This window comes from Georgenia sp. SYP-B2076, from assembly GCF_003991205.1.
Taxonomy (GTDB): domain Bacteria; phylum Actinomycetota; class Actinomycetes; order Actinomycetales; family Actinomycetaceae; genus Georgenia.
Genome location: NZ_RXOZ01000007.1, coordinates 35,688 through 49,988, shown reverse-complemented (window position 1 = coordinate 49,988; position 14,301 = coordinate 35,688). Strand labels below are relative to the sequence as shown.

At 71.7% G+C, this 14,301-nt stretch carries 14 protein-coding genes and 1 tRNA gene; 9 read left to right on the top strand and 6 right to left on the bottom strand.

The features are described from left to right. The first annotated feature begins 171 nt into the window (after positions 1-171). From EJK16_RS03815 to EJK16_RS03800, 4 genes are all read left to right on the top strand, one after another. On the top strand, positions 172-2,529 hold the full coding sequence (locus tag EJK16_RS03815; RefSeq protein ID WP_127126517.1) for a serine/threonine-protein kinase: 2,358 nt from the start codon (positions 172-174) through the stop codon (positions 2,527-2,529). Positions 2,530-2,601: 72 nt separating this feature from the next. Further along, the gene (locus EJK16_RS03810) at positions 2,602-3,114 is read left to right on the top strand and encodes a hypothetical protein (RefSeq protein WP_127126515.1); all 513 of its coding nucleotides are present in this window, start codon (positions 2,602-2,604) and stop codon (positions 3,112-3,114) included. A 95-nt stretch (positions 3,115-3,209) separates the two neighbouring features. Beyond that, positions 3,210-4,007, top strand: coding sequence for a thioredoxin domain-containing protein (locus EJK16_RS03805; protein ID WP_127126513.1), 798 nt, complete (start codon positions 3,210-3,212; stop codon positions 4,005-4,007). A 93-nt stretch (positions 4,008-4,100) separates the two neighbouring features. Beyond that, positions 4,101-4,176, top strand: a tRNA-Thr gene (locus EJK16_RS03800). A gap of 49 nt (positions 4,177-4,225) precedes the next feature. Here EJK16_RS03800 and EJK16_RS03795 read toward each other — a convergent pair. Both EJK16_RS03795 and EJK16_RS03790 read right to left on the bottom strand, forming a co-directional pair. Then, positions 4,226-4,483 (bottom strand): hypothetical protein, encoded by a 258-nt coding sequence (locus tag EJK16_RS03795; RefSeq protein WP_127126511.1) that lies wholly within the window; start codon positions 4,481-4,483, stop codon positions 4,226-4,228. A 186-nt stretch (positions 4,484-4,669) separates the two neighbouring features. Further along, positions 4,670-5,365 (bottom strand): uracil-DNA glycosylase, encoded by a 696-nt coding sequence (locus EJK16_RS03790; RefSeq protein WP_127126509.1) that lies wholly within the window; start codon positions 5,363-5,365, stop codon positions 4,670-4,672. Positions 5,366-5,778: 413 nt separating this feature from the next. Between EJK16_RS03790 and EJK16_RS03785 the strand changes: the two genes are divergently transcribed. The 3 genes from EJK16_RS03785 to EJK16_RS03775 all read left to right on the top strand — a co-directional run bounded on the left by EJK16_RS03785 (position 5,779) and on the right by EJK16_RS03775 (position 8,353). Continuing rightward, on the top strand, positions 5,779-6,090 hold the full coding sequence (locus EJK16_RS03785; RefSeq protein ID WP_127126507.1) for a DUF3263 domain-containing protein: 312 nt from the start codon (positions 5,779-5,781) through the stop codon (positions 6,088-6,090). Between the two features lie 107 nt (positions 6,091-6,197). Then, a complete protein-coding gene (locus tag EJK16_RS03780) occupies positions 6,198-6,842 on the top strand; it encodes a LytR C-terminal domain-containing protein (protein WP_127126505.1) in 645 nt (214 codons plus the stop codon). 14 nt (positions 6,843-6,856) lie between these two features. Then, entirely contained in the window at positions 6,857-8,353 is a 1,497-nt protein-coding gene (locus EJK16_RS03775; protein ID WP_127126503.1) for an NAD(P)/FAD-dependent oxidoreductase, read from the top strand. Positions 8,354-8,376: 23 nt separating this feature from the next. On the opposite strand, the gene EJK16_RS03770 is transcribed toward EJK16_RS03775, so the two are convergent. The 4 genes from EJK16_RS03770 to EJK16_RS03755 are packed head-to-tail and all read right to left on the bottom strand — an operon-like array spanning position 8,377 to position 11,705. After that, positions 8,377-8,805: a flagellar assembly protein FliW gene (locus EJK16_RS03770; protein WP_127126501.1), complete on the bottom strand. Its 429-nt coding sequence runs from the start codon at positions 8,803-8,805 to the stop codon at positions 8,377-8,379. Further along, positions 8,802-9,737, bottom strand: coding sequence for a flagellar hook-associated protein FlgL (flgL, locus tag EJK16_RS03765; protein WP_127126499.1), 936 nt, complete (start codon positions 9,735-9,737; stop codon positions 8,802-8,804). Before flgL ends, EJK16_RS03770 begins: the two co-directional genes overlap by 4 nt. Before the next feature lie 2 nt (positions 9,738-9,739). After that, positions 9,740-11,212: a flagellar hook-associated protein FlgK gene (flgK, locus tag EJK16_RS03760; RefSeq protein WP_127126497.1), complete on the bottom strand. Its 1,473-nt coding sequence runs from the start codon at positions 11,210-11,212 to the stop codon at positions 9,740-9,742. Positions 11,213-11,222: 10 nt separating this feature from the next. Beyond that, positions 11,223-11,705 carry a flagellar protein FlgN gene (locus EJK16_RS03755; RefSeq protein WP_127126495.1) on the bottom strand — a complete coding sequence of 161 codons (483 nt, stop codon included), beginning with the start codon at positions 11,703-11,705 and terminating at the stop codon, positions 11,223-11,225. Positions 11,706-12,083: 378 nt separating this feature from the next. Between EJK16_RS03755 and EJK16_RS03750 the strand changes: the two genes are divergently transcribed. Both EJK16_RS03750 and EJK16_RS03745 read left to right on the top strand, forming a co-directional pair. Next, positions 12,084-12,932, top strand: coding sequence for a sigma-70 family RNA polymerase sigma factor (locus EJK16_RS03750; protein WP_127126493.1), 849 nt, complete (start codon positions 12,084-12,086; stop codon positions 12,930-12,932). 108 nt (positions 12,933-13,040) lie between these two features. Beyond that, positions 13,041-14,219 (top strand): flagellin, encoded by a 1,179-nt coding sequence (locus tag EJK16_RS03745; protein WP_127126491.1) that lies wholly within the window; start codon positions 13,041-13,043, stop codon positions 14,217-14,219. Positions 14,220-14,301: the final 82 nt, after the last annotated feature.

The following is a 14,301-nucleotide window of genomic DNA, read 5'->3' as shown; positions in this document are numbered from 1 at the left end:
TTGCGGCGAGGTAGTGGTCCCAAACCGGCGATTTCGCCGCAGATGTTCGACCTCGTGATCCCGGGGCGGCGCCTTGCGCGGCGGCGCACTCGGTGCCGCCGCGGGGCCAGTCTGGGCGCACGCCAAGCCCGGCGGGGTAGCACGTCAAGGTTCGCTAGGTAGGTTGTGAGCATGACTGCCGGAGACTCCCAGCGCGAGGTGGGCGGCTACCGTCTCCTGCGCACCCTCGGGTCCGGCGGGATGGGCACGGTGCACGAGGCGGTCGACGGCGACGGCCACCACGTCGCCCTCAAGCTGCTGCACCCGCACATCGGGATGGATCCCACCGCCCGCCGGCGCCTGGCCCGGGAGGTGTCGTTGCTGCACCGGGTGCGCGGCGACGGGGTCGCCCGTGTCCTGGACGCCGAGGTGGAGGACGCCGAGGCCTTCGTCGTCACCGAGCTGATCGACGGCCCGACCCTCGAGGACGACGTCGCCGCGGACGGCCCGTTCGCTCCCGAGGAGCTCGCCACGCTCGCGCACGGCCTGGCCGACTCCCTGCGCGCCATCCACGCCGTCGGGGTGGTCCACCGCGACCTCAAGCCGGGCAACGTCATGATGAGCGACCACGGCCCGGTGGTCATCGACTTCGGGATCGCGCAGGTCGCCGACGACGCGCGCCTCACCCAGACCGGCCTGGTGACGGGGACGCCCGGCTACCTCGACCCGGAGGTCATCGCCGGCGCCGAGCCGAGCCCCGTGTGCGACTGGTGGGGCTGGTCCGCAGTGCTGGTCTTCGCCGCGACCGGGCGGCCGCCGTTCGGTCGCGGCCCGACGGGCGCGGTCCTCGCCCGGGTGGCCACCGGCCAGGCCGACACTGTGGGCCTCGAGCCCGTGGTCGGCCGGGCGCTGCGCGCGGCGCTGGACCCGGTGCCCCGGAACCGGCTCGGCCCGGACGCGGTGCTCGCGGTGCTCGACGGGCAGTGGGGCGACGCGAAGCTCACCCAGGTGCTGAGCGCGACGGGGGAGGGCGGCTCCGGCGTGCTCGACGGCGGAGTTGGCGTGGGGTCCGGTGACGGGGAAGGCGCCGGGGCGCTCGCGGCGGGCGTCGTCGCCGCGGGCGCGGCGGGGGCCTGGGCCCTCGAACATCCCGCGGGTGAGAGCGACGCCGATGGGGACGTCACCGCCCGGTGGGACGGCGCCGCGGCCCTGGGCGGCGCGGCCACCATCGCCGATGGCGCCGCACAGGGCGACGGCGGGGTCGGCACCGAGGCGATGCCTGCGGTCGGGGCGGGCGCTGCTGGCCGAGCGCACGGGGACGCGGCCACCTCGCCGTTCGACGACGGCACGCGCGTGCTGCCGACGTCGGGCACACAGGCGCTGCCCGAGGGCCCCGGGACGCGGGCGCTGCCCCAGGACCCGGCGACGCAGGGGCTGCCCGCAGACCCGGCGACCAGCGTGCTGCCGACGTCGGGCACACGGGCGCTGCCCGAGGGGCCCGGGACGCGGGCGCTGCCCCAGGACCCGGCGACCAGCGTCCTGCCGCAGAAGTCGGCCCGCGCGCTGCCGCGCGAGTCGGCCACACGGGACGAGTCGGCCACCCGCGCCATCCCGCTCGCGAGGCCGGACGACGCGTCCTACGGCTCCGACGCGGCCACGCCGTCCCCGCCCCCTCCGACATACCTCCCCGGCGACGCTCGCGGCGCCACCGCCGTCCAGCCTTACGACGGCGCAGGTTCCTGGCAGTCGCCTCCCGGGGCCCAGGCATACCCCGGTCAGGTCGGATACCCACAGGCGGGCGGGAATGCCCCGGGCGGCCAGTATCCGCAGGACGGCACCGGCCTGCAGGGCTATGACCGAGGCGGCTATCCGCCGACCCCGCAGGGCGCCTATCCGCCAGGCGGCTACCCGCAGGACGGCGGCTACCCGGGCGCCCCCGAACGCGCCCCGGCGTGGGCTATCCAGCCGCGGCGACGCACGCTTGTGGTCGGCACCGTCGGGCTCGGCGTCAGCGCGCTCGCGGCGCCCCTGCCGGGCCTCTTCGTGCTGGTCGCCGTGGGGCTTCTCGTGCTGACCGCCACCACCGGCTGGGCCGGGCGCACCCGGCGGACCTCACGCCTGCGCCGCGGCCCGCGCAAGGGCGACGACGCCCGCATGCTCGTCGCGCTCCCGTTGCACCTGCTGCACGGCATCTTCAGCTCCCTGCTCGGCGTGCTCATCGGTGGGGCCTTCGGGGCGGCGGCCTGGTGGGCGGCGGTCTGGTGGGCGGGGTCCGGGGCGGCGGACCCGCGGCTCACCGAGCAGGTCGTCCTGTGGGGGGCGGGACTGATCGCTCTTCTCATCGCGTGGTTGATGCCGACGAGCGCGGCGTCCCGAGAGGGCGCCCGCGCCATGATCGCGGTCCTCACCCCGACCCGGGGTTTCCGCACGCTGCTGGTGGTGCTCGTGCTCGCCGTCGTCGCGGTCATGGCGGCGCAGACGGTGCTCGGCGGCACACCCGAGCCCAACTGGGCGCCGCTGCCGGTCCCCGCGCTGCCGTTCGTGGCCTGAGTCGTCCCGCGCGCCCGCCATGCTCGCGTCTCGTCCCAGATGGCGCGGGCGCGGGCGCCGTACGCTGGTGCGGTGAGCATGCGACGGGACAAGTGGCGGCGCCCGGCCGCCCTCGCCGCCGTGACCGCCCCGGCCGCCCTGGCCGTGCTGGTCCTCGCCCCCATGCTCCTCGCCCTCCTCAGCGGCCTGGCCACGATCCACGCCTGCGTGCCCGCGCCGGGGGCCTGGGCGCAGGCCGGGCTGCGGCTCGCGGTGCTGCGCCCCGACGAGGCCTGCCCGGACGGCACTCTCGCCGTCGGCGCCGCCGGTCAGGCGATCACGCTGGTCGTCGCGGTGGCCGTCCCGGTCATGCTCGCCCAGCTCGTGCTGCTCGGCGGCACCGCCGCGCTCGTCGGAGCCGCACACGCCGTGATCGCCGCCGCCGCGCGGCACCTCGTGGCCCGCATCGCACCGGGCGCGCCGGTGTCCCTGACGCCGCAGCCGCGTCTCGGCGTCGCCGACGCGCGCCCGGCACCCGCGCGGCGGATCCAGGATCAGCGGCCGCACCGGCGCGGCCCGCCCGTGCTGCTGGGCGCCGTCGGCTGAAGCGCCGACGTCGTGCCCTCCGGATGCGTCGTCCCGCAGGCCAGGCCGGGACCGACGCGCCGCCCCGACCACCCCACGAAGGACAGGAACCCACCATGCCCAGCAGCTCGTCGAACATGTCCAAGGCTGAGAAGCGCGAGGCGGCCCGGGAGCAGGCCCGCGTGCTGCGCGAGGCCCAGGCCAAGCGGGAGAAGCGCAACCGCAACCTCATCATCATCGGCATCGTCGCGCTGATCGCGATCGTCGCCGTCGCGGTGTACTCGATCGTCTCCGCCGGCAACGAGAAGGCCGGCCAGAGCGCCATCGAACAGGTCTCCGACGTGCCCGCCAACAGCTCCATGGCCGACGGCGGCATTTCGCTCGGCTCGAGCCTCGTGGCGGGCACCGCCAACAAGGGGGCGCCGACGATCGACGTCTACCTCGACTACACGTGCCCCCACTGCGCGGACTTCGAGAAGATCAACGGCGCCGACGTCGACGAGCTCGTCAGCACCGGCAAGGCCACGGTCGTGTACCACCCGATCCCGCTGCTCGACCAGTCCGGTGACCTCTCCGGCTTCTCCGGCCGCGCGGTCAACGCCGCCGCGACCGTCGCCGACAAGGCGCCCGAGGCGTACAACGCGTTCCAGAAGGCCCTGTTCGCCCTCTACGCCAACGCGACGGACCCCAACCCGACCGGCGAGCAGATCGCCGCGGCCGCCGTCCAGGCCGGCGTGCCCCAGGCCGTCGCCGACACGTTCACCGCCGGCACCTTCAAGGACTGGGCGAAGGCGTCGCTCGAGCAGTTCGCCAAGGACGGGTACCGCGGCACCCCGACGGTCCTGATCAACGGCAAGGACTTCGAGGGCTGGAGCGAGAAGGGCGCCCTCGCCAAGGCGGTCGCCGCGGCCTGACGCCGACGGGCCGGCCGGGCGGCGACGCCGGGCCGGTCCGTGGCCGCGGGATGAGTCCCGTCCCGGTTTCATGGCAGACTCATCCCCGGCCTCGCCGCCTTAGCTCAGTTGGCAGAGCTTCCGCCTTGTAAGCGGATGGTCGTCGGTTCGATTCCGACAGGCGGCTCCATGGTGGTCCACACGGACCGCAGCCACGCGGCGTGCTGGCCGGGACCAAGTCAGGCCATCTTGCCGTCGTCCTGGCCGGAGTCGTCCTGGAAGAGCTCGTCGTCGTCGGGCCCGGCGCCGACCAGCTCGGCGTCCCGGCCCCAGCGCTCCTCGTCGGTGCGGGGGGCGTTGCTGGCGATGCCGCCCCCGAGGACGTCGCGCACACGCGCGCGCTCCGTGGCGTTGACGCCTTCGGGCTGCACGAGACCGCGGTGGATGAGGGCGTTTCGGACCAGGTCTGGTCTCCAGCCGGGTGCGCGCGTGCTCATGATCGACTTCTCCTCGGTCCTTCGTGGGGCACCGGGACGGCGTCTCGGTGTGACGCCGTCCACAACCTCGATCATGCCCGGATCACGCCGCCGGGGCCAGGGAACTCGCGGTCCGCGAACGACCTTCCCGCCCCGAGGCGCCCGGCGGCGCGGGCAGGTAAAGGGCGCCTACAGCCGCGGTGCGGATCAGTCCAGCGACCAGTCCACCGGCTCGGCGCCGAGCTCGGCCAGCAGCGCGTTCGCCCGAGAGAAGGGCCGCGAGCCGAAGAAGCCACGCCGGGCCGACAACGGGCTCGGGTGCGCCGAGGCGATCACCGGCGTCGCGCCGAGCATGGGCTGGAGCGTGCCGGCGTCACGGCCCCACAGGATCGCCACCAGCGGGGCGTCGCGGGCGACCAGCGCCCGGATGGCGTGCTCGGTGATCGCCTCCCAGCCCTGGCGGCGGTGGGATCCGGCGTCGCCCGGGCGGACCGTGAGCACCCGGTTGAGGAGCAGGACACCGTGCCGCGCCCACGGGGTCAGGTCGCCCGTGGTGGGGATGGGCAGGCCGAGGTCGTCGTGCAGCTCCTGGTAGATGTTCTGCAGCGAGCGGGGGACCGGGCGCACGTCCGGCTGGACGGAGAACGACAGGCCCATCGGGTGCCCGGGCGTGGGGTAGGGGTCCTGGCCCACGATGAGCACCCGCACCGCGTCCAGCGGGTAGGTGAAGGCGCGCAGCACGTCGTTGCCGGCCGGCAGGTAGCCGCGGCCGGCGGCGATCTCCCCGCGCAGGAAGGCGCCCATCGCGTGGATCTGCGGCTCCACGGGTGCCAGGGCGGCGGCCCAGCCCGGGTCGACGAGCTCGGACAGCGGCGGGACGGCGGCGAGGGGAGTGGCGCTCACCCGGCGAGGGTAACCACGCCCGGGCGGGGCCGTCGTCCCCACGCCGACGGTGACCAGTGGGCACGCCGACGGCGGTCAGCGGGCGACGTCGAAAGGGGGGGGGCGAGGGCCATGCCGAACTCGAGCCGGCAGGCCACGCCGGACGCCGGCCAGACGGCATCGCGGGGCGCCGGAGCAGCCCCGGCGCTGGGGGTGTCGGGCCGCCTCGCGACCGCCGCCGTCGTCCCTGATCAGGATGGCGTCACGTCGGCCCCGACGGCATCACCGCAGATCAGGGCACCCGCACGCTGCGCCCAGGCCCCGCGCGCCACGCCCATGCGCGCCACGCCGGACGGCATGACACGCCCCCCGCGGGCCACCTAGCATAGGGAGGCTCACCCCACAGGCAGGCCCGCCGGACCGGAGGATCAGAGATGGCTTCAGCGCACGTGAACGCCGACGACGCAGCCACGTCCGCCGACGCCGCAGCTCCCGCGGGGCTGAGCGAGACCGAGGCCCAGATCCTCTCCTTCGAGCGCCAGTGGTGGAAGTACGCCGGCGCGAAGGAGACGGCGATCCGTGAGCTGTTCGACATGAGCGCCACGCGCTACTACCAGGTCCTCAACCACCTCCTCGACAACGAGGCCGCCCTCGCGGCCGACCCCATGCTGGTCAAGCGCCTGCGCCGCATGCGCGACGCCCGCCAGCGCGAGCGCTCCTCGCGGCGCCTCGGCTCCGGCCTGTAGCCCCACCGGACGGTTCACAGGACAAACCACTCGCGCACGGCACGAATGCGCCGCCTCGGCCGGGTCGGAGTCGGCCCGCGCGCGGCTGAACGGATACCCTGCACCCCGTGAGTACGCACAGCCACGAGGACTTTCCCGAGGACGAGTTCGACCGCGCCGGCCGGGACCGCAACCCCCAGGGCGTGCACCGCAGCCCGCGCCCGCTGTGGCACGCGCTGGCCCCCATCGTCGCCGTCGTCGTCCTCGCCCCGCTCCTGGCCTGGGGCGCGATCACGCTCCTGGGCAACACCGGCGACGCCGCACCCACCGCGTCCGCCACCGCCACCACAGAGCCGTCCCCGGCCGCCGCCGAGACCGCCGAGGCGGCCCCCGAGACCCCGACGGCGGAGCCCACCCCGGAGCCGAGCCCGACTCCCGAGGCGACCGCGGAGCCGACCGAGGAGCCGACGAAGGAGGAGCCCACCCCCGCGGTGAAGTACTCCGCCCAGATCGCCGTCCTTAACGGCGCCGGCATCAACGGCCTCGCCGGCGACCTCGTCGCCGAGCTGAGCAGCGAGGGCTTCAGCGGCGGCGCCGCCGCCGACTACCGCTCCGCCGCCCCGGCCTCGACCACGCTGTACTACAACAACGCCGAGCTCAAGGCGACGGCGCAGCAGGTGGCCAAGGTCCTGGGCATCTCGAACATCGTCGAGTCCGCCAGCGCGACCGCGAACAGCGACATCGCGATCGTGGTCCGCGGCGACTACAACTAGGTCACACTGATGCGGTGACGGGTGCGCGGGAGCAGCACGACGCTGTCGTCGTCGGCGCCGGGCCCAACGGCCTGGCCGCCGCCGTCACGCTCGCGCGGGCCGGGCTGGGCGTCCTCGTCCTCGAGGGGCAGCCCACCCTCGGCGGGGGCGCCCGGAGCCTCGAGCTCGGCCTCGCCCCGGGCCTCCTGCACGACGTCTGCTCCGCCGTCCACCCCCTCGGCTTCGCCAGCCCCTTCCTGAGCGCCTTCGACCTGCCGGCGCGCGGGGTGGAGCTGCGCGTCCCCGAGGTCTCCTACGCCCAGCCGCTCGAGGGTCGCCCGGCCGGCCTGGCCTACCCCGACCTCGAGAAGACCGCGGCCGGCCTGGGCGCGGACGGGGCCGCCTGGCGCCGCCTCATGAACCCGCTGGTGGCCGGCGCCGACGCCGTGGTCGCCCTGGGCCTTGGCGACCACCGCTCGGTCCCGAGGGAGGTGTTCAGCCCGAAGGGGCTGCTGGGCGCGGCCGCGTTCGGCGCCGCGATGCTCGAGCAGGGCACGCGGGCGTGGAATCTCCGCTTCACGGGCGACGTCGCCCCCGCGCTCCTCACCGGCATCGCGATGCACGCCGTTACCACCATGCCCTCCCTCGCGACGGCGGGCACCGCGCTGCTGCTGGGGACGCTGGCGCACTCCCACGGCTGGCCGCTGCCCGTCGGCGGCAGCCAGGCCATCACCGACGCCCTCGTCGCGGACATCCGCGCCCACGGCGGCGAGCTGCGCACCGGGGCGCAGGTGACGTCCTGGCGCGAGCTGCCCCGGGCCCGGGCGTACCTGTTCGACACCACACCCCGGGCGCTGGTCGAGATCTGGGGGGAGCGGATGCGGCCCGGCGTGCGGGCTGCGTTCGAGCGGTTCCGGTACGGCAACGCGGCCGCGAAGGTCGACTTCGTGCTCTCCGGGCCGGTGCCCTGGGCGGACGGGCGGGTGGGCGCGGCAGGCACCGTCCACGTGGGCGGCACGCGCGCGGAGATGGCGGCCGCGGAGGCGACCGTGGCGAGCGGCCGGCACGCCGAGCACCCGGCGATGCTCGTGTCCGACCCGACCGTGACGGACCCTGGCCGCGAGGTGGGCGGGCGGCGGCCGCTGTGGACGTACGCGCACGTGCCCGCCGGGTCCACCCTGGACATCACGGAGACCGTCATCGCGCAGATCGAGAGGTTCGCGCCGGGTTTCCGCGACGTCGTCGTGGCCTCCCAGTGCATCCCGGCGGCGCAGATGTCCAAGCACAACGCCAACTACATCGGCGGGGACATCGCCGCGGGCGCGATCACGATGTTCCGGATGGTCGCCCGCCCCCGGGTGGCGTGGAACGAGTACGACGGCGGGGTGCCCGGGGTGTACCTGTGCTCGGAGTCCACCCCGCCCGGGCCGGGCGTGCACGGGATGAGCGGCTGGTTCGCGGCCCGGCGCGCGCTGGGGGAGCGGTTCGGGATCCGGCAGGCGCCGGAGCTGGGGCCGGACGCGGCCGGCTGAGGCGCGGTATCAGGCGACGACGCTCAGGCGGCGGTCAGCGGTGCGCGTAGCGGCCACTCGTCGCCGTCGAGCACGGTCTGCACGGCCGTGCCCGTGGCCGCGTTGATGACGACGGGTGCGAGCAGGTTCGCCGTGTGCGGCGAGCCCTCCGTGCCGGGGCGGACGACTACGAGCACGGTCGCCTCGCCACCGTCCACGCCGAGGCGTTGGAAGGTCTCGGCGCCGATGCGAGGGCGGTAATCCGGGAAGAAAGGCTCCGGGTCCAGCAGGAACAGCCGCGTCTCCGGGGCGTCGACGCTGCGCAGCGTGAAGAGCTGCCCGGACTCGTCGAGTGGCTTGAGCGCGAAGCGGTCGAGGTGCCCCAGTCCTGGCGGCGGCTCGAGGAACGTCAGGACGGTCGCGCCGTCGTCAGTGGTGGTCTGCGCGGGGGCGTCGTTCGGGGCGGTGCTCATCGCAGGAAGTCTAGGAGACTCGGCTGCAGCGCCCGGGACGTGGCGCTGAGCGCCGACTGGTAGGCCACCTCCTGCATCTGGAGCTCGACGATCGTCTCGGCGAGGTCGACGTCCTCGACGGCGGTCAGCTGGGTCTTCAAGGTGAGTGCGCGACCCTCGATGGTGTCCTGGGCCTCGAGGACCTGCTTGTAGCGGGTGCCGGAGGTGGCGATTTCGCCGAGCATCTTGTTCATGCGGATGTCGATGTCGTTGAGATGAGTGCTGACGTTTGAAGTCCCTGCCTCGAGGTCCGTCGCGATCTTCTCAAGCAGAGCGAACACGGAGACGTCGGGAGCGGCAGATCCGCTTGCCGGCCACTGCTCCGTGCCGAAGACAGCCGCGCCGTTCGAGTCGACGCGCACGGTGGTGGCATCGGAGATCCGGCGGTTCACCGTGCCGCTATTGCCATTAAATCCGTAGCCGGTACCAGGCGAAGCGCCAGGGCCGTCGAAGGCTACGGTGGCATTGGAGGTTCCCGCGAAGACGGACCGGCCTAGGTACTTGGAGTTCGCCTGCTCCCGAATCGCCTCACCGGTGGCCCGGATCTCCGCCGCCAATGCGTCACGGGCGGACTGGCTGAGCGCGCCGCTGTTGGCGCCCTGCACCGTAAGGTCGCGAGCTTGGCGCAGGAGTGCGGTCGAGTTCTGCAGCGCGGTGTCCACGGTGCTGAGCCAGCCGACACCGTCCGAAGCGTTGCGCGCGTGCTGCGCGGTGGCGCGCTGGTCCGAACGGATGCGCATGGCGTCGACCATGCCGGCCGGGTCGTCCGACGCCTTGGTGATGCCCTTGCCCGAGGAGAGCTGGGACTGCAGCTGCGACATCCTCGACAGGTTGCTCTGCAGGTTCTTCAGCGAGGCCTGCTGCAGCCCCTGCTGTGTGACGCGTCCGATCATGGCTACCTCCCCACCACGCCGGTGCGGTTGATGAGCGTGTCGAGCATTTCGTCCACTGTCGTGATCACCCGGGCGGCCGCCTCGTAGGCGCGCTGGCTCGCCATGAGGTTTACCGTCTCCTCATCGAGGTTGACGCCGGTCTGCGACAGCAGGAGGCCCTCGGCGACCGACCGGGTGGACTCGGCGCTGGCCGCACGCTGGGTGGCCGTACGGGTCTGGACACCGAGGTCGACGACGGTCCGGGACCAGAGTGCGCCGACCCCACCGGCCAGGCGCGATATCTTCTCTGCGTTCGAGCCGTCCATCGGACCCAGGGGCCCGATGCCGGCTGCGTCCTTCCCGACCGTGGCGACTCCGGTGATGTTCGGCACTTCCACCTTGACGGAGAGGGCGGCGGCTCCGGAGTAGGGCGGCGCGGTGAAGAATGGGCCGCCCGTGGTGCCGTCTGGCAAATAGCCGCCTTGGTGAGCCGCGTTGACAACGTCTACCAGGCCCGTTGAGGGAACGCCGTTGTTGGTGACGAGCGCGTTGTACTTGCTTGCCATCTCGGCAAGCGGGCCGCCTGTGCCTGAACCGTTCGACGGCGCGAGGACGGCTAGCAAACCAGCCAGACGCCCGCCTGTGGCACCGACCGTATTGCCGGACCCCTTCCACGTCAGCACAACCGGATCCGTGGCCCCCGGGGGTGTCCCGAGCGCGCTCAGCGTGCTTGCGCCCTCGACCTCCACATGATTGGCCTTGTCGCCGCGCACCAGCGCGTTGCCGCCGACCATGAGGTCGACCGTGCCGTCCTCGCGCGCCCGCGCCTCGCCACCGATGAGCGATGCGAGGCTGGTGAGGAGCTGGTTGCGCTGGTCGATCAACGCGTTGGGGCTGCCACCCGAGACGGTGATGGTGCGGATCCGGCCGTTAAGGTCGGCGACGGCATCGGCGGTGGTGTTGACCTCTGTCTTCAGCGCGTCGGCCTGTGTGCGTGTGGCCTCCCACTGGGACTCCACGGCGCGATAGCCGGTCGCAATTCGGGCCACCAGGGCACTGGCGTTCTCCAGCAGCACGGCGCGGGCGGCCGGGTCGTCCGGGCGGTTGCCGACGTCCTCCCAGGACGTGAAGAAGGTGTCGAGCTGAGCCGAAAGGCCCTTCTCGCCGGGTTCGGCGATGCCAGACTCCAGGAGCGAATAGGCCTCGGCGATGGCATCGAGGTAAGCAGCCGAGGAGGTCTCCTGGCGTGTCCGAGCCTCGAGGAAGATGTCGCCGAGCCGATCGAAGGAGGTGACGTTGACGCCGCCGTTCAGACCGGCTCCGGCAGTGCTGTTCATAGAGGGCGCCGCCGAGCCCTCTATCGACTGCAGGTTCGCCCGCTGACGGGTGTAACCGGGGGTGTTGACGTTGGCGATGTTTTGCCCGGCGATCTCGAGCGCCTGGCGCTGGGCGACGAGCGACGTCAGCGCCCCATTGAGGCCGGAGAAGGTACTCATCAATGAATCCTCAGAACTTCTCGTCGAACAGTTGGGCGCCGACCGAGGCGGGCGTAGCGGCGCCGGTGGGGGAATAGGTCTGCACGCTGAGCTGCAGACCCATCAGGGTCTCCTGCGTGGCCCGGTGCGACGACGCCAGCAGGTCCCTGTTGCTGTGGGCGATGTCCGAGACCTCGGCCGTCAACCGGATGAAGTTGGTGCGGTGCTCGAGCAGGATGCCGTCCCACGGGGCCGGCGCGGCCTGGGCAAGCTGCAGCAGGCTGACGCCCTCGGGCAGGCCCAGCGTGGTGGCGGCGTAGTCGACCTCGACGGCGCGGCCCAGCTCGGCCTCACGGATGAGCTCAAGAACCTCTTCGACCTCCCGGGTGGCCAGCGGGAGACGCTTGGTGCGCCCGCTGACCAGGAGGAGCTGCTCGACCTCGAGCTTGAACAGGAGCTGCTCGAGGAGTTCGCGCTCGCGCCAGAGGACATCTGACAGGTCCTTGAGGGGCATGTCCCACCTCCGTTGTCGATCGCCAACTTGCCGGTCGACCTCACGATCGGCCGCGGCGGGCGTTGTGTGAGGACATCGTGGCTGTGCTTCACGCTCCGGGGGCGCCTTGGCCGCTTGCTGAAGCGTCTCTGACGCGGTCTTAGAAGTTTGCGCTGTGACGTCGATCACACCACCTTCGGAAATGCTTGCTCCCGACATTGCGGTGTGAGACCGTCCGGTTGTCTAAGAATGACGCACCCGGTGGGCGGCGGAATTCCTGACGACAGAGTGTTCATCGCTTGTTGATGAACGTGTTCTATCTGTTATTTATCAACTTCCCCGTACACCGTCCTGATCTCGGTCTGCCGAGATAGGGATGTCCCGACTGGAGACAGGCCCGTGATCGGTCGCCGCGAGCAGGACGAGCTCATCGTCCAAAACTTGCCCCTCGTCGGGTACCACGTATCCGAGATGATCCGACGCGTCCCCGCACACGTCCAGCGCGACGAGCTCGCGGCCGCCGGGTCGCTCGCGCTGGTCCAGGCCGCTCGGGCGTTCAATCCCGACCTTGGCGTGCCTTTTGGGCGTTATGCCACAGTCCGGGTGCGCGGCGCCATCGTGGACGAGCTGCGGGGGATGGACTGGGCGTCCCGCGGGGCCCGTCATCGCGCGCGCCAGCTCACCGAGCTCAGCGACCAGCTCACCGCAGCACTGGGGCGCAAGCCTTCCCGCGAGGAGCTTGCCGAAGCCATGGGGGTCGACGTCGCCGAGGTCGAGGCCACCCAGGGTGATGTCGAGCGGCGCGTCCTCAGCATCGACGGTGATGGCGCCGCCGCCGCGGAAAACCTGTCGGCCTCCGGCCTTGGCCCAGAGGAGCGCCTGCTCGTCGGCGAAAAACTGCACTACCTCACAGCCGCGGTAGTCGAGCTGCCCGAGCGGCTGCGCCATGTTGTCGAGGAGCTCTTCTTCCGCGACCGGCCGGTGGTCGATCTGGCCGCCGAGATGGGCGTGACCCAGTCGCGGATCAGCCAGCTGCGCACGCAGGCGCTGTCGATGCTAAAGGACGCCATCAATACTTCGCTCGACCCTGAGCTGGTGCCGATGGCACCCCCGGTTCCTGGAGTTGCCGAGCGCCGACGGCAGGCGTACTACGCGGCGGTCGCCGAGCGCGCCACCGGCACCATCTCCCGCACCTCGGCAACCCAGGTAGCTACAGCCCGCACATCAGTGGAGTTGGAAGCGGTCTGAGAGAGTCTTCCTCCAATTCCTCACACCTGAAGGTCTACGGCCGATGTAACGGGTGACTGCCCACGGAAGGGCGGTTTCTCGATCAGCCTTCAGGAAGAAGAAGACACCATGGGTCTCTCGATCAACCAGAACATTGCGGCGACCAACGCGTACCGCAACCTCTCCAACACCCAGAACGACCTCGGCAAGTCGCTGGAGAAGCTGTCCAGCGGGTTCCGCATCAACCGGGCCGCGGACGATGCCGCCGGTCTGGCCATATCTGAGGGCCTGCGCTCGCAGGTCGGTGGCCTCAAGGTCGCTGCCCGCAACGCCCAGGATGGTATCTCTGTCGTCCAAACCGCTGAGGGTGCGCTCACCGAGGTGCACTCGATCCTGCAGCGTCTGCGCGACCTCGGTGTTCAGGCGGCCAACGACTCGAACAACCCCGCGGCACGCACCAACATCAAGACCGAGTCTGACAACCTCGTCGCTGAGCTCGACCGTATCGGGCAGTCCACTAACTTCAACGGCACTAAGCTGCTGGACGGTACGGCTGGCACCTTGAAGTTTCAGGTCGGAGCCGATGGCGACACCAACAGTCAGATCGCCGTCAACCTCGGAGCCGCGAATGTCAAGGCGGTGGCTAACACCCTCACAGGCGGGGACCTGACCACCTCTGGCACCACCTTTGCGGTCGCGAGCATCGCGGCGGTGGGCGGCGCCTTCTCATTCACTACCAATGGCGGTGGTGAGAAGACGACAGTTACAACTGGCAACCTCGGTGCTCCGGGCGCCTTCACCAGTGTCGAGGGTCTTGCGGACGCGCTCCGCAAGGATGCGGCGTTTGCGGAGCACTTCTCGGTTTCCGTCAAGAAGGACGCAAACGGTGCTGGCACGGACATCGTTGTGACCGCGCTCGACGGCCGTACCCTCGCTACCGCTGACAACACGACCCCCGGTGGCACTGGACTCGCCGCGGGTGTGGCGGGTGCCGCCGTTACCGGCGGCCTCAAGTTCGACAGCGCAATTAACGCCCAGGCGTCGATCAAGATGATCGATGCGCAGATCGGGAAGATCTCGACCGCCCGCGCAGACCTCGGCGCCTACCAGAACCGGCTCGAGCACACGGTCAAGAACATCAACGTCTCGATCGAGAACCTGTCCGCCTCGGAGTCCCGCATCCGCGACACCGACATGGCTCAGGAGATGACGAATTTCACCCGTTCGCAGATCCTGTCCCAGGCCGGCACCGCGATGCTCGCGCAGGCGAACCAGATCCCCCAGGGCGTGCTCCAGCTCCTTCAGTGATTCTCGCTGGCTGAGCCCAGCAACCAGAATGACCGCGGCCGGCGGTGAGCGGGACTCGCTCACCGCCGGCCGTACCGGCACA

What these genes read in the sequence shown, in the direction of transcription:
- EJK16_RS03770 (WP_127126501.1), bottom strand. Translation starts at nt 8,805, where the DNA reads ATGAGCACCGCCCCGAACGACGCCCCCGCGCAGACCACCACTGACGAC.
- EJK16_RS03785 (WP_127126507.1), top strand. Translation starts at nt 5,779, where the DNA reads ATGGCTTCAGCGCACGTGAACGCCGACGACGCAGCCACGTCCGCCGAC.
- EJK16_RS03795 (WP_127126511.1), bottom strand. Translation starts at nt 4,483, where the DNA reads ATGAGCACGCGCGCACCCGGCTGGAGACCAGACCTGGTCCGAAACGCC.
- EJK16_RS03745 (WP_127126491.1), top strand. Translation starts at nt 13,041, where the DNA reads ATGGGTCTCTCGATCAACCAGAACATTGCGGCGACCAACGCGTACCGC.
- flgK (WP_127126497.1), bottom strand. Translation starts at nt 11,212, where the DNA reads ATGAGTACCTTCTCCGGCCTCAATGGGGCGCTGACGTCGCTCGTCGCC.
- EJK16_RS03815 (WP_127126517.1), top strand. Translation starts at nt 172, where the DNA reads ATGACTGCCGGAGACTCCCAGCGCGAGGTGGGCGGCTACCGTCTCCTG.
- EJK16_RS03805 (WP_127126513.1), top strand. Translation starts at nt 3,210, where the DNA reads ATGCCCAGCAGCTCGTCGAACATGTCCAAGGCTGAGAAGCGCGAGGCG.
- flgL (WP_127126499.1), bottom strand. Translation starts at nt 9,737, where the DNA reads ATGATCGGACGCGTCACACAGCAGGGGCTGCAGCAGGCCTCGCTGAAG.
- EJK16_RS03755 (WP_127126495.1), bottom strand. Translation starts at nt 11,705, where the DNA reads ATGCCCCTCAAGGACCTGTCAGATGTCCTCTGGCGCGAGCGCGAACTC.